Origin of the sequence: Cronobacter condimenti 1330 (genome assembly GCF_001277255.1) — a bacterium.
GTDB lineage: Bacteria > Pseudomonadota > Gammaproteobacteria > Enterobacterales > Enterobacteriaceae > Cronobacter > Cronobacter condimenti.
The window spans coordinates 3,464,214-3,485,094 of sequence record NZ_CP012264.1 but is presented as its reverse complement, the minus strand read 5'-3'; the positions used below and the strand labels follow the sequence as shown (position 1 = coordinate 3,485,094).

The following is a 20,881-nucleotide window of genomic DNA, read 5'->3' as shown; positions in this document are numbered from 1 at the left end:
ATGAGAGGTTTATAGATGCCTGGATGTCATAACTGGTACAAAGCGCTGTTGATCTGTCTGGCCTTTTGGGCTCCTTTTTCCCAGGCCGACTCGGGCTGGCAGCCGCTTAAAGAAACGATCCGTAAAAGCGATCGTGATAATCGGGAATACCAGGCTATCCGGCTCGATAATGGTATGGTGGTTTTACTGGTCAGCGATCCGCAGGCGGTAAAATCGCTCTCAGCCCTGGTGTTGCCGGTCGGTTCGCTGGAGGATCCTGACGATCATCTGGGGCTTGCGCATTATCTCGAACATATGACGTTGATGGGGTCGCAAAAGTACCCTGAACCTGACAGCCTGGCGGAATACCTTAAACTGCACAGCGGTAGCCACAATGCCAGTACGGCGCCTTACCGTACTGCCTGGTATCTGGAAGTAGAAAACGATGCGCTCGAAGGTGCGATGGACAGACTCGCCGATGCCATTGCTGCGCCCAAACTGGATAAAACCTACGCCGACCGCGAACGCAACGCTGTGAATGCTGAGCTAACGATGGCGCGCGCGCGCGATGGGATGCGTATGGCGCAGGTCAGCGCCGAAACGCTCAATCCGGCGCATCCGGGCTCGCGTTTTTCTGGGGGCAACCTGGAAACACTACGCGACAAGCCCGGCAGCCCGCTGCATCAGGCCCTGGTAGGGTTTCGGGATAAATACTATTCCGCCAACCTGATGAAAGCCGTTGTTTATAGTAATCGTCCGTTACCAGAGCTTGCGCGTATGGCGGCGAAAACCTGGGGACGCGTCCCCAATAAAAATCTGACGCCGCCAAAAATAACGACGCCCGTCGTTACGCCTGCGCAACAGGGGATCTTCATTCATTACGTTCCCGTGCAACCGCTTAAGGCGCTGCGTATCGAGTTTCGCATCGAAAACAATAGCGACAAATTTAGAAGTAAAACTGACGAACTCATCAACTATATGATAGGCAGCCGCAGCCCGGGCACGCTGTCAGACTGGCTGCAAAAAGAAGGCCTTGCTGAGAGTGTCAGAGCGGATTCCGACCCGGTCGTCGCCGGTAATAGCGGGGTAATGGTCATCTCGGTATCGCTGACTGATAAAGGGCTTACGCAACGCGACCGCGTCGTGGCATCTGTTTTCCGTTATCTTCAAACGTTACGTGATAAAGGCATCGACAAACGCTACTTCACTGAGCTGTCGAATGTGCTGGATCTGGACTTCCGTTATCCCTCTATTACGCGTGATATGAACTACGTGGAGTGGCTGGCAGACAGTATGTTGCGCGTGCCGGTGGAACATACGCTGGATGTCGTGAATATCGCTGACCAGTTCGACCCTGACGCCGTAAAATCTCGTCTTGCTATGATGACGCCGGAAAATGCGCGCATCTGGTACATCAGCCCGGACGAACCTCACAACAAAAAAGCCTATTTTGTCGATGCGCCTTATCAGGTAGAAAAAATCCCGACGACAACCCTGAAGCAGTGGCAAACGCTGGGTCAGCAGATTGCGCTCACCCTTCCTGAGCCGAATCCTTATATTCCGAGTAATTTCAGTTTGATTAAGCCGCAAAAACCGTATGCGCATCCGCAGTTGCTGGTTAATGAACCCGAATTGCGCGTGCTCTATATGCCGAGTCGTTATTTTGCGAGTGAGCCGAGAGCTGATATTACGCTGGTGTTGCGTAATGAAGAGGCGATGAGCAGCGCGAAAAATCAGGTGCTTTTCGCACTCAATGATTATCTGGCTGGTCTCGCGCTTGATCAATTAAGTAACCAGGCTTCTGTCGGCGGCATTGGGTTTTCCAGTAGCGCCAACAGTGGTCTTATGATTAGCGCTAATGGTTATACCCAGCATCTGCGCAAACTCTTTCTGACGTTGCTGAGTGGTTACTTCAGTTATGAACCAACTGAAGATCAATTGGTGCAGGCCAAATCCTGGTATAAGCAAATGCTGGCGTCAGCGGAAAAAGGCAAAGCCTACGACCAGGCCATCATGCCTGTACAGATGGTTTCGCAGGTGCCCTATTTTCAGCGCGAGGAACGCCGTGCGCTGCTACCGGATATCACGCTTAACGATATCCTTGCATACCGTGACAGCCTGAAAAAAAATGCCCAGGCGGAATTCCTTGTTGTCGGTAATCTGTCACCCGAACAAGTGACACATTTTGCCGAAGAGGCCAGGCAACAACTGGGCCTGGATGGTAAAAACTGGACGAGAACCAAAGATGTCAGCGTAGAAAAAACGCAGCAGGCTATCTTTAACAAAGCAGGAAGCAGCACCGATTCCGCGCTGGCGGCGCTGTTCGTGCCCGTTGGTTATAACGAGGCGACCAGCTCCGCCTGTAGCGCTATGCTTGGGCAAATTATTTCGCCCTGGTTCTATAACCAACTGCGTACGCAAGAGCAGCTTGGCTATGCCGTCTTTGCCTTCCCAATGCCAGTAGGGCGCCAATGGGGAATCGGCTTTCTTCTGCAAAGCAGTGAAAAACAGCCTGATTTTCTCTGGAAACGTTATCAGGCCTTCTTCCCGGTGGTTGAATCACGGTTGCGCTCGCTCAATGCGCAGGATTTTGCGCATATCCAGCAGAGCATTATCAATGACATGCTTCAGGCCCCGCAGACACTGGGCGAGGAAGCCTCTCAGGTCAGTAAAGACTTCGATCGGGATAATTTAAAATTCGATTCTCGTGATAAAGTTGTGGCCGAAATCAGACAACTGACGCCCCAAAAACTGGCTGACTTTTTCCACCAGGCCGTGCTCGCCCGACAGGGTATGACCATCCTTTCACAGGTATCCGGAAGCCAGAGCCCACAGGCACGCTATGCCGCGCCCGAGGGATGGCCGGTTTACCAAAGCGTCAGCGCCTTGCAACAATCCTTACCGCTTCTGAGTGACACGCAATGACCGACGAGCCCGCAGCGTCCCTTGATCCCCTCCGCTTGCCCTTAACGGGCGAGCGGCTGATAGAAGCCTCTGCAGGCACCGGGAAAACCTATACTATCGCCGCGTTATATCTGCGCCTGCTGTTAGGGCTGGGCGGCGAAGCCGCTTACCCGCGCCCGTTAACGGTGGAAGAACTATTAGTCGTAACCTTTACCGAGGCGGCCACGGAAGAGCTGCGCGGGCGTATCCGCAGTAACATTCATGAACTGCGTGTGGCCTGCCTGCGCGAGCGAACCGACGATCCGCTTTATCAGCGCCTGCTGGATGAAATCCCTGATAAACCGCTGGCTGCCCGTACGCTGCTACTGGCGGAGCGCCAGATAGATGAAGCGGCTATTTTTACTATTCACGGCTTCTGCCAGCGGATGTTAAGCCTTAATGCTTTTGAGTCAGGCATGCCGTTTGAGCAGCAGTTGATTGAAGATGAGTCGTTATTGCGCTACCAGGCCTGCGCCGACTTCTGGCGCCGCCACTGCTATCCGCTCGCTAAGCCCCTGGCCCGTGTTGTGTGCGAACAGTGGGACGGCCCTGAGTCGCTGCTTCGTGATGTAAACAGCTTCCTGCACGGCGAAGCGCCGCAGATCAAAGTGCCGCCGCCGGATGATGAAACCATAGAGACGCGCTATGAAAAAGCCATTGCGCGTATTGATGACGTCAAAGCCCAATGGCGCGCCGCAGCATCGGAGCTGGCCGAGCTGATCCAACAGTCGGGTGTTGATAAACGCAGTTACAGCAGCCGTTATCTGCCCGCCTGGCTCGACCAGGTCTCCGCCTGGGCGCAGGAAGAGACAACCACATGGCAGTTACCAGGCGCACTTGAAAAGTTCGCCCAGAAAACGCTACATGAGAAAACAAAAAAGGGCGAGGTGCCGCGCCATGCCGTGTTTGAAGCGATTGATGCGCTGCTGGCCGAGCCTTTTACCATTCGCGATCTCTTGATTGCGCGGGCGATGGCGGAGATTCGCTACAGCGTCGCACAGGAGAAACGCCGTCGCGGTGAGCTTGGGTTTGACGACATGTTAAGCCGTCTGGATGAGGCGCTTCACCAGCCTGGCGGCGAAGCGCTGGCGGCAGCCATTCGCGCACGTTACCCGGCGGCGATGATCGATGAATTTCAGGATACCGACCCGCAGCAATATCGCATTTTCCGTCGTATCTGGCTCAACCAGGATGAGACCACGTTGCTGCTTATCGGCGATCCGAAACAGGCCATTTACGCGTTTCGTGGGGCAGACATCTTCACCTATATGCGCGCCCGCGGCGAAGTAAACGCTCACTATACCCTTGATACAAACTGGCGCTCAGCACCGGGAATGGTAGAAAGCGTAAACCGTATTTTCAGCCAGATGGATAACGCGTTTATGTTTCGCGATATCCCTTTTCTTGCAGTGAAACCTGCAGCGCGTAACCAGTCGCTGCGCTTTACTTACGCCGGGAAAACGCAGCCAGCGATGAAGCTTTGGCTGATGGAGGGCGAGGGCGCAGGAGTAAGTGATTACCAACAAACTATGGCGCACGTCTGCGCACAGCAGATCCGCGACTGGCTAAGCGCGGGCATGAAGGGCGAGGCGCTGTTATGGCGCCATGAGCGGGCACGGCCCGTTCAGGCGTCAGATATCACGGTTCTGGTGCGTAACCGCATCGAGGCAAACCTGGTTCGCGAGGCGCTGAACGCGCTTAATATCCCTTCTGTTTATCTCTCCAACCGTGACAGCGTATTTGCCACGCAGGAAGCGCTGGAGATGCTGTGGCTGCTGCAGGCGGTGCTTGCGCCAGAAGTCGAAACGCGACTGCGCAGCGCACTGGCCGCCAGCATGCTGGGGCTGGATGCAGCCGCGATTGAGGCACTGAATGACAACGAGAGCGCCTGGGACGCGCTGGTAGAAGAGTTTGACGGCTACCGGCAACTCTGGTTGAAGCGCGGCGTCATGCCGATGCTTCGCGCGTTGATGACGCACCGACAGGTCGCAGAAAACTTGCTTGCAACGCCAGGCGGCGAACGGCGTCTTACGGATATTCTTCACCTGAGCGAACTCCTGCAGGAAGCCTCCGCGCAGGCGGACAGCGAATATGCGCTGGTGCGCTGGCTTGCCCAGCATATTGCTGAGCCGGATGCTAACGCCTCAAGCCAGCAGTTGCGCCTGGAGAGTGATAAACACCTGGTGCAAGTGGTGACCATTCACAAGTCCAAAGGGCTGGAATATCCACTGGTCTGGCTGCCTTTTATCGCCGATTTCCGCGAGCAGCGACAGGCGTTTTATCATGACCGTGAAACGTTCGCACCGATGCTTGATCTCAGTAATGCTGAAGAGAGCCTTGAACTTGCCGAGATGGAACGTCTGGCGGAGGATTTGCGTCTGCTCTACGTTGCGCTGACGCGCTCCGTCTGGCATTGCAGCCTTGGTGTGGCACCGCTCTTTCGCCGTCGAGGTGCTAAAGAGGGGGAAACCGATCTCCACCGCAGCGCACTTGGCAGGCTCATTCAAAAAGGCGAAGCGCTGGACGCCAGCGGCTTGCGTCGTTGCCTTGACGCACTGTGTGATGAAAATCTCGTGCTGGAGATCCCAGGCGTGCCGGACAACACGCCGTGGATGCCGCCGGAATCCGCCCCGCCAGTGCTCGCCGCACGCGAGTTGCAACGGCGCATCGCCGATGAATGGCGCGTAACCAGTTACTCCGGTCTGCAACAACATGGCGCGTCAAAGGCGCTTGATCTATTGCCGAAGCTGGATCTCGACGCGGCGGGCGCGCGTGATGTGCCCGCAGAGCCAGTGCTGTCGCCGCACACGTTTCCACGCGGGGCGTCGCCAGGGACATTCCTGCATAGTCTCTTTGAAGCGTTAGATTTTACCCAGCCGGTGGCACCGGAATGGGTGGCGCAACAGTTGCAGGCAGGGGGATTCGATGAAGCCTGGCAACCCGTGTTGTGCCACTGGCTGGACGATGTACTGCGTGCGCCACTCAATGAGACTGGCGTGACGCTGAATCAGCTTGGCGAAAAAGACAAGCAGGTGGAGCTGGAGTTTTACGTGCCGATTGACGCCGCGCTGCGCCCCGAAGCGCTCGACGCGCTCATTCGTGAGCACGACCCGCTTTCCGCACAATGTCCGCCGCTTGATTTCCGCCAGGTGCGCGGCATGCTCAAAGGCTTTATCGATCTGGTTTTCCGCTGGCAGGGGCGCTACTACCTGCTGGATTACAAATCCAACTGGTTGGGTGACAGCCCGCAAGCCTACACCCGTGAAGCGATGGCACAGGCGATGCAGACGCACCGCTACGATCTGCAATACCAGCTCTATACGCTGGCGTTGCACCGCTACTTACGCCATCGTCTGCCTGATTACGATTATCAGCGCCACTTCGGGGGTGTGATTTACCTGTTTTTGCGCGGCGTGACGGGCGAAGATGCCAGCCAGGGCATCTTCACCGCACGGCCCGCGCCAGCGCTGGTGACGGCAATGGACGCTCTGTTCGCCGGCGTTAAGGAGAAAGCGTCATGAACATGCATCAACTGATCCAGCAGGCTGTAGTGCAGAAGCTGTTGCGCCCGCTGGATGCCCAATTCGCGATGATGGTGGCAGGGGATGACGAGCCAGCTGTGATGCTCGCGGCCGCGCTGGTCAGCCGCGACGCGGGGGAAGGGCACGTCTGTTTGCCGCTCTCACGACTGTGCACGGCACACTGCTTTGCGGGGCGTCATGATGAAATGGCGCAGATGCTCTTTGAAGCAGCGGGCAACCCGACCTCCTGGCGTGAGCTGTTACTGAATTCTCTGGCGGTCAGCGAGGGTGATGAACCGACGCCTCTCAAGCTTATTGGCGATCGTCTTTACCTGAACCGCATGTGGCGACATGAAATGGCCGTGGCGGCGTTTTTCCGCGAGCGCAACCACAGTATTGAACTGGACGAGACGCAGCTGAACAGGGTACTGGACGCGCTGTTCGGTGCCTCCGGCGATGAGGTGGACTGGCAGAAAGTCGCCGCCGCAGTGGCGCTCACTCGGCGTATTTCGGTGATTTCAGGCGGGCCGGGAACCGGCAAAACCACCACCGTCGCGAAACTGCTGGCGGCGCTGGTTCAGCTCTCTACAGACAAGCTGCCGCGTATTCGTCTTGCAGCGCCTACTGGCAAAGCGGCGGCGCGACTGACGGAATCGCTCGGCGCGGCGCTGCGCCGCTTACCGCTAAGCGACGCGCAGAAAGATGCATTACCTGAAGACGCCAGTACGCTGCACCGCCTGCTGGGCGCGCAGCCAGGCAGCCAGCGGCTGCGATACCATGAAGGCAATCCGCTCCATCTGGATGTGCTGGTGGTGGATGAAGCATCAATGATTGATCTGCCGATGATGGCGCGGCTTATCGCAGCGCTGCCTGACCACGCCCGGGTGATTTTTTTAGGCGATCGCGATCAGCTGGCGTCCGTCGAAGCAGGGGCGGTGCTGGGTGATATCTGTCACTACGTGAGCTACGGATTTACCGAAGAGCGTGCCGCTGAGCTTGCTCGTATCACCGGCTGTCATATCGACAATGGCGAGCCGCAGCCCGCCGGGGCACTGCGCGACTGCCTGTGCCTGCTGCAAAAAAGTTATCGCTTCGGCAGCGATTCCGGTATCGGACAACTTGCGTTTGCGGTGAACCGCAGCGATCACCGCGCGGCAAAAGAGACGTTCAGGCGCGGTTTTGATGATATTGCCTGTAAGACACTCGCAGGCAACGATGACTATACGCAGATGATCGACGAGACGCTGGCAGGCTACGAGCATTTTTTAACGCTTTTGCGCGAGCAGGCTGAACCAGAAGCGATTCTGGCGGCATTCAGCGAATTTCAATTGTTGTGTGCGTTACGCGAGGGGCCTTTCGGTGTGGCGGGGCTCAATGATCGTGTCGAACATGCGCTCGCGCAGCGGCGTTTGATCCGCCGTACGCCGCTGTCGCGCTGGTATGAAGGGCGGCCCGTCATGATTTCACGCAACGACAGCGCGCTTGGGCTGTTTAACGGCGATATCGGCGTAGCGTTAGACAGGGGAGACGGGCTGCGCGTCTGGTTCCCGATGCCTGGCGGCAAACTGAAACCGGTTGTACCGAGTCGCTTGCCGGATAACGACACCGCCTGGGCCATGACTGTGCATAAATCGCAGGGCTCGGAGTTCGATCATGCTGCGCTCATTTTGCCTGGGCAGTTTGCGCCGGTTATCACGCGTGAACTGGTGTATACGGCTATCACCCGCGCGCGACGACGCTTGTCGCTTTATGCTGACGAGAGGATCCTGGAGATGGCGATTGGCACCAGAACGGAGCGGCGTAGCGGATTGATGGCCTGCTTTGAGCAGTAAATACGGCCTGACAGACGCAGGCCGTGTGTCTCTTAAACGGCTATGTTAAATCCGCCATGAGAACCTTCGAACGGCGCTGATAGTTGTACATCTGCTTTTTGCTTTCGGGCAGCAGGTCGATATCTACCGGCGCGAAACCGCGCTCCTGGAACCAGTGGATGCTACGAGTGGTCAGGACAAACAGTTTGGATAAGCCCATCTGTTTCGCCTGACTTGCGATGCGCTGCAACAGCACTTCGCCGCGCGCCGAACTGCGATAGTCCGGGTGTACCGCGACGCAGGCCATCTCGCCGATTTTCTCTTCCGGGAAGGGATAGAGCGCAGCGCAGGCAATCGTCAGGTTATCACGCTGGATAATAGTGAACTTATCGATCTCCATTTCCAGTTGTTCACGTGAGCGGCGTACGAGGATGCCTTGTTGTTCCAGCGGACGGATAAGCTCCAGAATGCCGCCGATATCGTTAATCGTGGCGCGACGGATCTGCTCGGCGCTCTCCATCACGATCTGCGTGCCGATACCGTCGCGCGAGAATAGCTCCTGCAACAGCGCGCCATCTTCCTGGTAACTGATCAAATGACAGCGGCGCACGCCGCTACGGCAAGCTTTAACTGCGCCACGCAGGAAGCGCACGGTACCGGAATGGTAGTCGCCAGCGGCCTCCAGCGTATCAAGACGCGTCTGCGCTTCGTTCGGAAAAAGTTCGGAGATAATGTCGCCGTCATCGCTCATCACGCCCTGTGAAGAGCAAAAGCCGATCATTTTTTCAGCCTTGAGCTTAATCGCGAGTTGGGTGGCGACTTCTTCTGACGTCAGGTTGAAACTCTCGCCAGTCACCGACACCGCAACCGGGCCAAGCAGTACAATAGCGCCGCTGTCGAGCTGGCGGTGAATCGCCTCTTCATCAATACGACGGATGCGCCCGCTGTGACAGTAGTCAACGCCATCGTCCACACCAAGCGGCTGGGCAATAATAAAGTTGCCGCTGACCACATTAATATGCGCGCCCTGAAGCGGGGTGTTGCCAAGGCTCATGGACAGGCGCGCTGTGATATCCAGTTGCAGCAGGCCAGCCGCCTGTTTTACGAGTTCCAGCGTTTTAGCGTCGGTGACGCGGGTATGTTTGTGATACACCGGCTCATGATGATGCCCGGCAAGATTCGCATCGATCTGCGGACGTGCGCCATAGACCACCACCAGACGGATGCCGAGGCTGTGAAGTAGCCCGATGTCGTTGACGATACTGGAAAAGTTTTCATGCTCAATGGCTTCGCCGCCCAGCATGATGACAAACGTTTTACCCCGATGGGCATTAATGTAGGGAACAGAATGGCGGAATCCCTGGACCAGTTCGGTTCGACGTTCCTTCACCACGGCAACAACCTCTCAGTGAATGTTTATTCGCAATTTGTGTATTTTTATTCTTTTATTATCGCATGCGCAAGTGGCAATTTTATGGCGGCGTCGCGTCATTGCCGCGAAAGCCAGCGTCGAAAGGCAATTGTTTACCCTTTTATAGATGACAGTTCCGATACCATTCGCTAAAGTTTTTGGCCGTTTTGGTCGTAATTTGAGTTATTCGCATTAATGCTCGGGAGTGGCATGTCAGGTTCCAGTCATCTTTTTAGTCGTCGCCAGCTGTTACAGGGCGCGGGGGCGATGTGGTTGTTAAGCGTCAGTCAGGCTGGCATGGCCGCGTCAGGCCAGGTTATTGCGGTGCGCGTCTGGCCTGCTTCCGCCTATACCCGTGTGACGCTGGAATCTAACCGCGTGCTGAAATACCGCCAGTTTGCGCTAAGCAACCCGGAGCGCATTGTGGTCGATCTCGAAGGCGTTAACCTGAACGCAGTGCTGAAGGGCGTGGGGAGTCAGATCCGCGTTGACGATCCTTTTATTAAATCCGCACGTGTCGGTCAGTTCGACCCCAAAACGGTGCGCATGGTTTTTGAGCTGAAGAAGAACGTGACGCCGCATCTGTTCGCGCTGGCCCCGGTCGCGGAGTTTCGCGAGCGCCTGGTTATCGATCTCTACCCCGCGAACGGGGATAACGAGCAAGACCCTTTACTGGCGCTACTTGAGGATTACAACAAAGGCGAACTGGATAAACAGGTGCCGCCCGCCACCAGCGGCCCGCAACCCGGTAAAGCCGGGCGTGACCGCCCGATTGTTATCATGATTGATCCAGGGCACGGCGGAGAAGATCCGGGCGCGATTGGCAAATATAAAACGCGTGAAAAAGACGTGGTGCTGCAAATCGCCCGCCGCCTGCGTGCGCTGATTGAGAAAGAAGCCAATATGAAGGCGTTCATGACGCGCAACGAAGATATTTTTATTCCGCTCAAAGTGCGTGTGGCGAAAGCGCAGAAACAGCGCGCTGACTTATTTGTGTCTATTCATGCCGATGCGTTTACCAGTCGTGAAGCGCGCGGTTCTTCAGTGTTTGCGCTCTCCACCAAAGGCGCGACCAGTACGGCGGCCAAATATCTGGCGCAAACCCAGAACGCCGCTGACCTGGTGGGTGGTGTGAGTAAAAGCGGCGACGTGTATCTCGATCATACGATGTTCGATATGGTGCAGTCGCTGACCATCTCCGACAGCCTGAAATTCGGCAAAGAAGTGCTTGGCCGTCTCGGGCGGGTAAACAAGCTGCATAAAAATAAAGTGGATCAGGCAGGCTTTGCGGTGCTGAAAGCGCCGGATATTCCATCCATTCTGGTGGAAACCGCGTTTATCAGTAACGTTGAGGAAGAGCGCAAGTTACGTACCGCCGCGTTCCAGCAGGAAGTCGCAGAGTCTATTCTGTCAGGGATCAAAGCGTACTTTGCAGATGGCGGCACACTGGCAAGGCGCGGATAACGCGCCTTTTTACCTTACCGGGGAGAAAAGAGAACCGGGATGGTGAATTTTGGGCATAAAAAAACACCCGTCAGGGTGTTCATTTTATTGGTTGCGGGGGCCGGATTTGAACCGACGACCTTCGGGTTATGAGCCCGACGAGCTACCAGGCTGCTCCACCCCGCGTCCGTCTTACTTCTTCACATTGTCGCGCCGTGCGCGTTAATTGGTTGCGGGGGCCGGATTTGAACCGACGACCTTCGGGTTATGAGCCCGACGAGCTACCAGGCTGCTCCACCCCGCGTCCGTGGAAGCGCACTATACTCCGCTGAGCTTTCGTTGCAACCTTTTTTTAAAACAATAAGCTGAATCGGCGTCAGCTTGATTGAATATCACTCTGATTGATGATTATTTAATCCTGCCCATGCTCTGGCCGGGCTTATGCGTTTCTTTGCGCCCGTCGGTTTGCTATCTTCGCCTGCGGACAGCGCAATAGCGGAGAGAGTCATGAAAGGACGTTGGGCAAAATATCTGGCGGCAGGGGCGATGGTAACGCTGCTGGCTGCCTGTTCTTCCAAACCGACCGATCGCGGTCAGCAATATAAAGATGGCAAATTTACGCAGCCGTTTTCCCTGGTAAACCAGCCAGACGCCATTGGCGCGCCAATTAATGCGGGCGACTTTTCCGAGCAAGTAGCGGCTATCCGCAGCGCCTCGCCGCGTCTTTTCGGCTCGCAGAGTAGCGTTTACAACGCGGTGCAGGAGTGGCTGCGCGCCGGTGGCGATACTCGTTCGCTGCGCCAGTTCGGTATCGACGCCTGGCAGATGGAAGGCGCAGATAACTACGGCAACGTCCAGTTTACCGGCTACTACACGCCAGTTGTGCAGGCGCGCTACACCCGTCAGGGCGAGTTCCAGTACCCTATTTACCGCATGCCGCCCAAACGCGGTCGTCTCCCTTCACGCGCGCAGATTTACGCAGGCGGCCTTAGCGACAGCTATGTGCTGGCTTACAGCAACTCGTTGATGGATAACTTCATCATGGACGTGCAGGGCAGCGGTTATATCGATTTCGGCGATGGCCGCCCGCTGAATTTCTTTGCTTACGCCGGGAAAAACGGTCATCCCTATCGCAGCATCGGTAAAGTGCTTATCGATCGTGGCGAGGTGAAGCGTGAAGACATGTCGATGCAGGCGATCCGCCACTGGGGTGAAACTCATAGCGAGCAAGAGGTGCGTGCGTTGCTTGAAGAGAACCCCTCCTTCGTCTTCTTTAAACCACAAAACTATGCACCGGTGAAAGGCGCAAGCGGCGTGCCGCTGATTGGTCGTGCGTCGGTGGCGTCGGACCGTTCGATTATTCCGGCCGGAACCACGCTGCTTGCGGAAGTGCCGCTACTTGATAATAACGGCAAGTTCAACGGGCAGTATGAGTTGCGGCTTATGGTCGCGCTGGATGTGGGCGGGGCTATCAAAGGTCAGCACTTCGATATTTATCAGGGCATTGGGCCGGACGCAGGTCATCGCGCAGGCTGGTATAATCACTATGGCCGCGTCTGGGTGCTGAAAACCGCGCCGGGCGCCGGTAACGTGTTCAGCGGCTGAATATGATATTCTGACCGTCTTGTCGCCCGGTGGCGTTGCGTCTGCCGGGCCTGCGGATTACTGAACAAGGGTGAGGGAGAACTCTCACCCTTTTTACATCTGAGGTTTTATGGCTGTAGTTATCACAGACGCCTGGCGCAGCCGCTTTGGCGGCACGGCCCGTTTATATGGCGAAACGGCGTTGCAGCTTTTTGCCGATGCGCACGTGTGCGTGGTCGGCATTGGCGGCGTCGGATCATGGGCCGCGGAAGCGCTGGCGCGCACCGGAATTGGCGCGATCACGCTGATTGATATGGATGATGTCTGCGTCACCAATACTAACAGGCAGATCCACGCGCTGCGTGATACCGTTGGGCTGGCGAAATCGGAAGTTATGGCCGAGCGCATCCGCCAGATAAACCCGGAGTGCCGCGTTAACGTGGTGGACGATTTCGTGACCGTGGATAACGTGGCGCAGTATATGAATGCCGGGTTTAGCTATGTCATCGACGCCATCGACAGCGTGCGCCCAAAAGCGGCGCTGATTGCTTATTGCCGTCGCAATAAAATTCCGCTGGTGACCACTGGCGGCGCGGGCGGGCAGATTGACCCGACGCAGATCCAGGTTGCCGATCTTGCTAAAACGATTCAGGATCCGCTGGCGGCCAAATTACGCGAACGGCTGAAAAGTGATTTCGGCGTAGTCAAAAACAGCAAAGGGAAACTCGGCGTGGACTGTGTGTTCTCGACTGAGGCGCTGGTATACCCGCAGGCTGACGGCTCGGTCTGCGCGATGAAAAGCACGGCGGAAGGGCCGAAACGCATGGACTGCGCCTCAGGCTTTGGCGCGGCGACCATGGTGACCGCCACCTTTGGGTTTGTGGCGGTGTCTCATGCGCTGAAAAAAATGATGGCGAAAGCAGCGCGCAGCGTCGGGTAATCAGACGCTGCGGGCAATCTCTGAAACGGCCTGCGCCAGCGCGGCCAACCCCTGGCTGCGCGAGGCGCTGAGCTGGCCGCGCAGGCCCAGTTCTTCAAATAACGCCAGCGGATCGCTTTCCTTAAGCTGCTGCGGCGTTTTGCCTTCTACGGCGGTGAGCAACACCGCCAACATTCCCCGCACGATACGCCCTTCGCTGTCGCCATAGAAATGCACTCTGCCGTCTGGCTGAAGGTCATACCCGAGCCAGACCCGGTTTTCACAGCCGGGGATCTCTTTTGCCTGCGATTTCAGGGCTTCCGGCAGCGCCGGTAGCTGTTTGCCAAGCAGGATCAGTTGTCGGTATTTGTCTTCCCACTGCGTTAACGGGCCAAACGTCTGACGCAACGTGTCAGGGGTAACAGAGACGCCGAACGGATGCCCGGCAAGATTAGCCGTCGTCATTTAATCCACCAGTATATCAAGCGCGCGATCGAGAGCGTCGACCAGCGCATCGACATCGTGTTGAGTATTGTAAGGCGCAAAAGAAGCGCGCAGCGTACCGCTCACGCCAAGCGCCGCCAGTAGCGGCTGGGCACAGTGCTGACCGGCACGCAGCGCAATGCCGGATCCTGCAAGCAGCGTCACCAGATCGCTATGGTGCACGCCAGCGAAATCAAATGCCAGCAGGCTGGAATCCTGACAGCGGAAGGTACGAAAGCCAGGCCGTTTCGCAAGCTCCGCTTCGGCAAGGGTCGCAAGCCCGCGGCTGTAACTTTCCGCTTTAACCAGATCGATCTCATCAAGCCAGGCGAGCGAGGCGCTAAGCCCGATGACGCCTGCGATATTCGGCGTCCCCGCCTCAAAGCAGTGCGGCACTGGCTGGGTTTTAAAGCCCTCGAAGGAGACTTCTGTCACCATTTTCCCGCCGCCGAGCCACGGCGACATTTGCGCCAGTAGCGGCGTTTTCCCGTACAGGACGCCAATACCGGTGGGACCATAGAGTTTATGGCCGGAGAAAGCGTAGAAATCGATATCGAGCCGCTGCACGTCTGGCGGGCAGTGAACCACGCCCTGCGCGCCGTCGACGACAACCACCGCACCGGCGGCATGCGCTTGCGTAATGGCCGTCGCAAGGTCCGGGCAACCGCCGGTCACGTTGGACATCTGGCCCAGTGCCAGCACGCGCGTGTGTGCATTAAGTAATGCAGGCAGCGCGGCGAGATTAGGCAGGTAATCGACGCCTATCGGAAGCTTAATCACCTTCGCGCCGGTCTGTTCGGCGACCATCAGCCACGGCACCAGGTTGGCGTGATGTTCAGCTTCGCTCACGATAATCTCATCGCCAGGTTGCAGGCGCGGCCGGGCATAGCACTGGGCGATGATATTAATGGATTCAGTGGTGCCGCGCGTCCAGACGATATCGCGGCTGTCAGGGGCGTTAATCCAGCGCGCGACGCTTTCGCGCGCGGCTTCGTAACGCTCTGTGAGCTGCTGCGCTTGCGCGAACTGGCTACGGTGAACGTTGCCCGCGCTTAACGAATAGAACTGCCGCGTAGCTTCAATGACGGGCAACGGTTTTAATGCCGTCGCAGCGCTGTCGAGGTATACGCCCGCGTCGGTGAGCGAGGGAAACTGCGCGCGAAAATCGGCGGGATTGAATGCTTTCATGAGACTCCTCTTTCCAGGCTTTCGATCGTGGCGCATTTGACGCGGTTAAACAAGGTCATTGATAACCATCGGATAAGTCTGTTTATTCTGGCAAACGGAGGAAAGCAGGTTATGCTGAATAGTGTTAGGTGAATATTTCAGCCTGTTAGCAGACGAAGTTTACATAGCATTAAACTCTAAAGGAGAAGAACCATGAATAAACTTGCCGCTGTAGTATCAGCATGCATGATGACTTTTGCTCTGAGCGCCTGTTCCGGGCCTAACTATGTAATGCACACCAATGATGGCCGTTCGATTGTTACCGACGGGAAACCGAAAACGGATGATGATACTGGCATGATTAAATATAAGGATGCCAACGGTAATCAGCAGCAGATCAACCGTACTGACGTGAAAGAGATGGTTGCGCTGGAAAAATAATAGCGCAGGCAAAAAAAAGCACCGCAAAGTGCGGTGCTACATTAATCACTATGGACAGACAGGGTAAATGTACAGGAAGTGAAAAGAGTAGCTTAGCTACGATGGTCTGAATCGCAGACCAAATGCAAACACAACAACACAACATCACAACCGTAAGCCAAAAGCCCTCCAGAACTCTCATTCCTAAAGACTTTTCGTTCCGGCTCAGGAAGTGCCGCCACTATAGGTATTTGCTGGTGTAACCTCAACGGACAAATTATAATGGCTCAGATAAAAAAAACTAATGGGTGACGACTTGTTTCTCGTTTGTTAATACGCATTTACACATAAGCCAAACATCATGTCCAAGCGATTACCGCCGTTAAACGCATTACGTGTTTTTGATGCCGCCGCGCGCCATTTAAGCTTCACAAAAGCCGCCGAAGAGCTCTTTGTCACCCAGGCTGCCGTCAGCCATCAGATAAAATCGTTAGAAGATTTTCTGGGGCTGAAATTATTCCGTCGACGCAACCGTTCTCTTCTTTTAACCGAAGAGGGGCAGAGCTATTTCCAGGACATAAAAGAAATTTTCTCACAGTTGACGGAAGCAACACGCAAACTCCAGGCGCGTAGCGCAAAAGGCGCATTAACCGTAAGTCTGCTGCCGAGTTTCGCCATCCACTGGCTGGTGCCGAGACTCTCAAGCTTTAATAGCAGCTGGCCTGGCATTGATGTGCGTATTCAGGCCGTAGACCGGCAGGAAGATAAGCTTGCCGACGATGTGGACGTGGCGATTTTTTACGGCCGCGGCAACTGGCCGGGTCTGCGTGTGGAAAAGCTCTATGCGGAGTATCTTTTGCCGGTCTGTTCGCCGCTCCTGCTCACCGGGGAAAAGCCTTTAAAGACGCCGGAAGATCTCGCTCGCCATACGCTTCTGCATGACGCCTCGCGCCGCGACTGGCAAACTTATACGCGCCAGCTTGGTCTTAATCATATTAATGTCCAGCAGGGGCCGATTTTCAGTCACAGCGCGATGGTGCTGCAGGCAGCTATTCACGGCCAGGGCGTGGCGCTTGCTAACAACGTGATGGCCCAGTCGGAAATCGAAGCAGGGCGTCTCGTATGCCCGTTCAACGACGTGCTGGTGAGTAAAAATGCCTTTTATCTGGTTTGTCATGACAGCCAGGCAGAACTGGGTAAAATAGCGGCCTTTCGGCAATGGATACTGGCGAAAGCGGCGAGCGAGCAAGAAAAATTCCGTTTTCGCTATGAACAATAACGATGATTCGCGCGAGTTTCTCGCGCCTTACTGTAGGGTTACATCATGACCAGCCGTTTTATGCTGATTTTCGCCTCAATCAGTGGCTTTGTTTTTGTGGCGTTGGGCGCTTTCGGCGCGCACGTATTACATAAAACCCTCGGCGCTGCTGAGATGGGCTGGATCCAGACGGGCCTTAATTATCAGGCATTCCATACGCTGGCGATCTTTGGGCTGGCGGTTGCGATGCAGCGTCGCATTAGCATCTGGTTTTACTGGAGTAGCGTTTTTCTGGCACTGGGTACGGTGCTCTTTAGCGGCAGTCTGTATTGCCTGGCGTTGTCACATCTGCCGTTGTGGGCCTTCGTTACGCCGGTTGGCGGTGTAAGTTTTCTGGCAGGTTGGGTATTAATGTTAATTGGCGCGGTGCGTCTGAAGCGTAAAGGTTCGGTTCATGAATAAGGTCATTTTGTACTGTCGACAGGGTTTTGAGAAAGAGTGTGCGGCAGAGATAACCGACAAAGCAGCGCAGCAAGGCGTTTTTGGTTTCGCCCGCGTTAAAGAAAACAGTGGATATGTCATTTTCGAATGTTATCAGCCGGAAGAGGCCGAGAAGCTCGCCCGCGAGCTGCCGTTCAGTTCGCTGATCTTTGCCCGCCAGATGTTTGTGGCAGGCGAACTGTTGCAGAATCTGCCGCCGGAAGATCGCGTCACGCCGATTGTCGGCATGTTGCAGGGGGTGGTGGAAAAGGGCGGTGAGCTGCGTGTAGAAGTGGCGGACACGAACGAAAGCAAAGAGTTGATGAAGTTTTGCCGCAAATTCACCGTGCCACTGCGTACTGCGCTGCGCGAGGCAAAAGTGCTGGCGAATTTTGAAACGCCCAAACGCCCGGTAGTGCATGTGTTTTTCATCGCGCCGGGCTGTTGTTACACGGGGTATTCCTATACCAACAACAATTCGCCGTTTTACATGGGAATTCCACGCCTGAAATTTCCGGCAGATGCGCCAAGCCGCTCAACGCTGAAGCTTGAAGAGGCGTTTCACGTGTTTATCCCGGCAGACGAGTGGGATGAGCGTCTTGCGAATGGCATGTACGCTGTCGATTTGGGTGCCTGCCCGGGCGGCTGGACGTATCAGCTGGTGAAACGCAATATGTGGGTGTCGTCCGTTGATAACGGCCCGATGGCCCAGAGTTTGATGGACACCGGGCAAGTCAGCTGGCTGCGCGAAGATGGTTTTAAATACCGCCCGACCCGCAGCAACATCACCTGGATGGTGTGCGACATGGTAGAAAAGCCGGCGAAAGTAGCGGCGCTAATGGCGCAGTGGCTGGTGAACGGCTGGTGTCGTGAAACCATTTTCAACCTCAAGCTGCCAATGAAAAAACGCTATGAAGAGGTGTCTCAGAATATCGCATCGATTCAGGAGCAGTTAGACGCGCACGGTATCAATGCGCAGATTCAGGCGCGACAGCTTTATCATGATCGCGAAGAAGTGACGGTTCACGTGCGCCGTTGGTGGGCAGCGGTCGGTGGACGCCGCGACGAGCGATAAATCGGACAGTGGCAGGGAGCGCTGCGCTGACCTGCCGTGCATATACAACGTGAATGGTTTGTAGGGCGGGTAAGCGGATGCGCACCCGCCTTTTTTATAGCGAACCCGCTGACGTTATTTCCCAAGCCGCAACTGCTGTAAATTCCCGTCGAGCTGTAAATCCGTTTTTAACGTTGCCACCTGGCGGCAGATAAAAGCGCTCTCACGGTGCGTCTCAAGCTTTTTACGCCATTTTTCCGGCACTTCATCAAGCCGCGCGTAAAGCGCCTCCAGCGTGCCGAAATCATTAATTAATTGCGTGGCGCTTTTAGGACCGATCCCTGCAACACCGGGTATTTTTGAACTGCTGATCCCGGCAAGCCCCCAGAAGTCGGCCAGCTGCCCCGGCGCTACGCCAAACTCGGCGGCGATGAACGGCGCATCCAGCCAGCGTTTCTGGAAATAGTCACGAATACGGATTTCCGGGCGCAAAAGCTGACAGTAGCCTTTGTCGGTCGAAACAATGGTCGCCTCATGCCCGGCCGCCGCGACTTTTACTGCGAGGGTGGCGGCGAGGTCATCAGCTTCGTTGCCTTCCACGTGCCAGCAGGGTACGCCACGGCGGGTAAACGCCTCGCGCAGCGCGGGCATTTCCTGATGGAGATCGTCGGGCATCGGCGGGCGGCCCGCTTTGTAATCAGGCAGAAGCTGATGGCGCCAGCCATGTGCGCGCGCGTCATCGTCAAACACCGCGACGACATGCGTCGGCTGACTGTTTCCCAGCAGTTGTTCAAGGGCGTGCAGGCAGGTATCCACGCATGGCGTGCCCTGAACCGCGTGTATCCGGCGGATCAGATTGAGCGCATCGACAATCAGTAAATGAACGGGCATGGCGGCTCTCCTGGCGACATAAGAGGCCGCTACCGTAACATTTTCGGCAAGCGCTCACCAGAAAGCGGCGGAGATTCAGGAAGATAACGCGCAAAAAACCGCCCTGCGGACAGGGCGGTGAGAGGAGGGATTAATCGCAGGCGACGACTTTTACCGCCAGCCCGCCACGTGAGGTTTCACGGTAACGGGCGTTCATGTCTTTGCCCGTTTCGAACATGGTTTCAATAACCTTATCGAGGCAGACGCGAGGTTCGCTGGTGCGTCGCAGCGCCATCCGCGCGGCGTTGACCGCTTTGACAGAGGCAATCGCGTTGCGCTCGATGCACGGCACCTGAACCTGGCCCGCAACCGGGTCGCAAGTTAGCCCAAGATTGTGCTCCATGCCGATTTCCGCCGCGATACAGACCTGCGCCGGGCTGCCGCCAAGCAGTTCGGCAAGCCCAGCCGCCGCCATTGAACAGGCGACGCCGACTTCACCCTGACAGCCGACTTCCGCGCCAGAGATAGACGCGTTCATTTTATACAGCGAGCCTATCGCGCTTGCCACCAGCAGGTAGCGTGCCAGTGAGTTAGCGTTTACTTCGCGGATAAACTTGTCGTAATAAGCCAGTACAGCCGGAACGATACCGCACGCGCCGTTGGTTGGTGCGGTCACAACACGCCCGCCTGCGGCGTTTTCTTCGTTCACCGCCAGCGCGAACATATTGATCCAGTCGACCACGTTCATCGGGTCTGCATCGGTTTTATCGTGGCTCACCAGCATACGGCGCAGCGCGGCAGCGCGACGCGGTACGCGAAGCTTACCCGGCAGGACGCCTTCGGTGGTGGTACCGCGTTCAATACCGGCGCGCATGACGTCCCATACCTGTGAGAAATGCGCTTCCAGCGCTTCTTTGCTGTGTAGCGCCAGTTCGTTTTTCATCATCAGGCCAGAGAGCGATAACCCGGTTTCCCGGCAGTGACGCTGAAGATCGGCCGCCGTTTTATACGGGTATGGCACTTCGGTCGCGGAGGTCTGGGTCTGACCAAAGTGCGCTTCGTCGACAATAAACCCGCCGCCGATGGAGTAATACGTCTGGCTGTAGAGAACCGTGTCATTCGCAAGCGCGGTAATGCGCATGCCATTTTCGTGTAGCGCCAGGTTATCGGCATGAAAATTCATGCACTGATCTACCGGGAACGCCACTTCGTGCGCGCCATTGGCGAGCAGCAGGCGGCTATGGGTATTTACGTCCTGAATAAAACCAGGGATAGCGTCGATGTCTACTGTATCCGGCAAATTGCCGGCGAGCCCCATAATAATGGCGATATCGGTGTGGTGGCCTTTACCGGTCATAGACAGGGAGCCGTAGACGTCCACCACAACTTTAGTGACCTTCTCCAGCAGATCCTGCGCGATAAGGTCATCAGTAAATTGCTTGCCCGCTTTCATCGGCCCTACGGTATGGGAGCTGGAAGGACCAATACCGATTTTGAAAATATCAAAAACGCTGATCATGATGCATTCCGTTGAATAA

General features: G+C 56.1%; 15 protein-coding genes and 2 tRNA genes. 10 read left to right on the top strand and 7 right to left on the bottom strand.

Annotated features, from left to right (window positions below; genetic code table 11):
- Window positions 1–15: 15 nt before the first annotated feature.
- The 3 genes from ptrA to recD are packed head-to-tail and all read left to right on the top strand — an operon-like array spanning window position 16 to window position 8,275.
- Complete coding sequence (gene ptrA / locus AFK62_RS15870) at window positions 16–2,904, top strand: pitrilysin (protein WP_053532026.1); 2,889 nt, start codon at window positions 16–18, stop codon at window positions 2,902–2,904.
- Window positions 2,901–6,443, top strand: coding sequence for an exodeoxyribonuclease V subunit beta (gene recB / locus AFK62_RS15865; protein WP_032983872.1), 3,543 nt, complete (start codon window positions 2,901–2,903; stop codon window positions 6,441–6,443). Before ptrA ends, recB begins: the two co-directional genes overlap by 4 nt.
- Window positions 6,440–8,275: an exodeoxyribonuclease V subunit alpha gene (recD, locus tag AFK62_RS15860; RefSeq protein ID WP_053532025.1), complete on the top strand. Its 1,836-nt coding sequence runs from the start codon at window positions 6,440–6,442 to the stop codon at window positions 8,273–8,275. Before recB ends, recD begins: the two co-directional genes overlap by 4 nt.
- A gap of 40 nt (window positions 8,276–8,315) precedes the next feature.
- Here the strand turns inward: recD and argA are convergent, their stop codons facing one another.
- Window positions 8,316–9,647, bottom strand: a complete 1,332-nt coding sequence (gene argA / locus AFK62_RS15855) for an amino-acid N-acetyltransferase (protein WP_007663678.1) — start codon at window positions 9,645–9,647, stop codon at window positions 8,316–8,318.
- A 228-nt stretch (window positions 9,648–9,875) separates the two neighbouring features.
- Here argA and amiC point away from each other — a divergent pair, with 228 nt between their 5' ends.
- Window positions 9,876–11,129 (top strand): N-acetylmuramoyl-L-alanine amidase AmiC, encoded by a 1,254-nt coding sequence (gene amiC / locus AFK62_RS15850; RefSeq protein WP_053532024.1) that lies wholly within the window; start codon window positions 9,876–9,878, stop codon window positions 11,127–11,129.
- Between the two features lie 88 nt (window positions 11,130–11,217).
- Here amiC and AFK62_RS15845 read toward each other — a convergent pair.
- Window positions 11,218–11,294, bottom strand: a tRNA-Met gene (locus tag AFK62_RS15845).
- Between the two features lie 41 nt (window positions 11,295–11,335).
- Window positions 11,336–11,412, bottom strand: a tRNA-Met gene (locus AFK62_RS15840).
- 203 nt (window positions 11,413–11,615) lie between these two features.
- On the opposite strand from AFK62_RS15840, the gene mltA reads away from it, so the two are divergent.
- On the top strand, window positions 11,616–12,713 hold the full coding sequence (gene mltA / locus AFK62_RS15835; protein WP_032983871.1) for a murein transglycosylase A: 1,098 nt from the start codon (window positions 11,616–11,618) through the stop codon (window positions 12,711–12,713).
- A 109-nt stretch (window positions 12,714–12,822) separates the two neighbouring features.
- On the top strand, window positions 12,823–13,632 hold the full coding sequence (gene tcdA, locus AFK62_RS15830; protein WP_007663672.1) for a tRNA cyclic N6-threonylcarbamoyladenosine(37) synthase TcdA: 810 nt from the start codon (window positions 12,823–12,825) through the stop codon (window positions 13,630–13,632).
- On the opposite strand, the gene csdE is transcribed toward tcdA, so the two are convergent.
- Complete coding sequence (gene csdE / locus AFK62_RS15825) at window positions 13,633–14,076, bottom strand: cysteine desulfurase sulfur acceptor subunit CsdE (RefSeq protein ID WP_007663670.1); 444 nt, start codon at window positions 14,074–14,076, stop codon at window positions 13,633–13,635.
- The gene (csdA, locus tag AFK62_RS15820; RefSeq protein WP_007663668.1) at window positions 14,077–15,282 is read right to left on the bottom strand and encodes a cysteine desulfurase CsdA; all 1,206 of its coding nucleotides are present in this window, start codon (window positions 15,280–15,282) and stop codon (window positions 14,077–14,079) included. It lies immediately after the preceding gene.
- Between the two features lie 192 nt (window positions 15,283–15,474).
- Here csdA and AFK62_RS15815 point away from each other — a divergent pair, with 192 nt between their 5' ends.
- The 4 genes from AFK62_RS15815 to rlmM all read left to right on the top strand — a co-directional run bounded on the left by AFK62_RS15815 (window position 15,475) and on the right by rlmM (window position 18,494).
- Window positions 15,475–15,702, top strand: a complete 228-nt coding sequence (locus AFK62_RS15815) for a YgdI/YgdR family lipoprotein (protein ID WP_004385389.1) — start codon at window positions 15,475–15,477, stop codon at window positions 15,700–15,702.
- 340 nt (window positions 15,703–16,042) lie between these two features.
- A complete protein-coding gene (gene gcvA, locus AFK62_RS15810; protein ID WP_007663661.1) occupies window positions 16,043–16,960 on the top strand; it encodes a glycine cleavage system transcriptional regulator GcvA in 918 nt (305 codons plus the stop codon).
- A gap of 45 nt (window positions 16,961–17,005) precedes the next feature.
- Window positions 17,006–17,401, top strand: a complete 396-nt coding sequence (locus tag AFK62_RS15805; RefSeq protein ID WP_007663651.1) for a DUF423 domain-containing protein — start codon at window positions 17,006–17,008, stop codon at window positions 17,399–17,401.
- Entirely contained in the window at window positions 17,394–18,494 is a 1,101-nt protein-coding gene (gene rlmM, locus AFK62_RS15800; protein WP_007663650.1) for a 23S rRNA (cytidine(2498)-2'-O)-methyltransferase RlmM, read from the top strand. The genes AFK62_RS15805 and rlmM overlap by 8 nt, the downstream gene beginning before the upstream one ends.
- A 114-nt stretch (window positions 18,495–18,608) precedes the next feature.
- On the opposite strand, the gene xni is transcribed toward rlmM, so the two are convergent.
- The gene (xni, locus tag AFK62_RS15795; protein ID WP_007663649.1) at window positions 18,609–19,364 is read right to left on the bottom strand and encodes a flap endonuclease Xni; all 756 of its coding nucleotides are present in this window, start codon (window positions 19,362–19,364) and stop codon (window positions 18,609–18,611) included.
- Between the two features lie 130 nt (window positions 19,365–19,494).
- Entirely contained in the window at window positions 19,495–20,862 is a 1,368-nt protein-coding gene (locus AFK62_RS15790) for an L-serine ammonia-lyase (RefSeq protein ID WP_007663648.1), read from the bottom strand.
- Window positions 20,863–20,881: the final 19 nt, after the last annotated feature.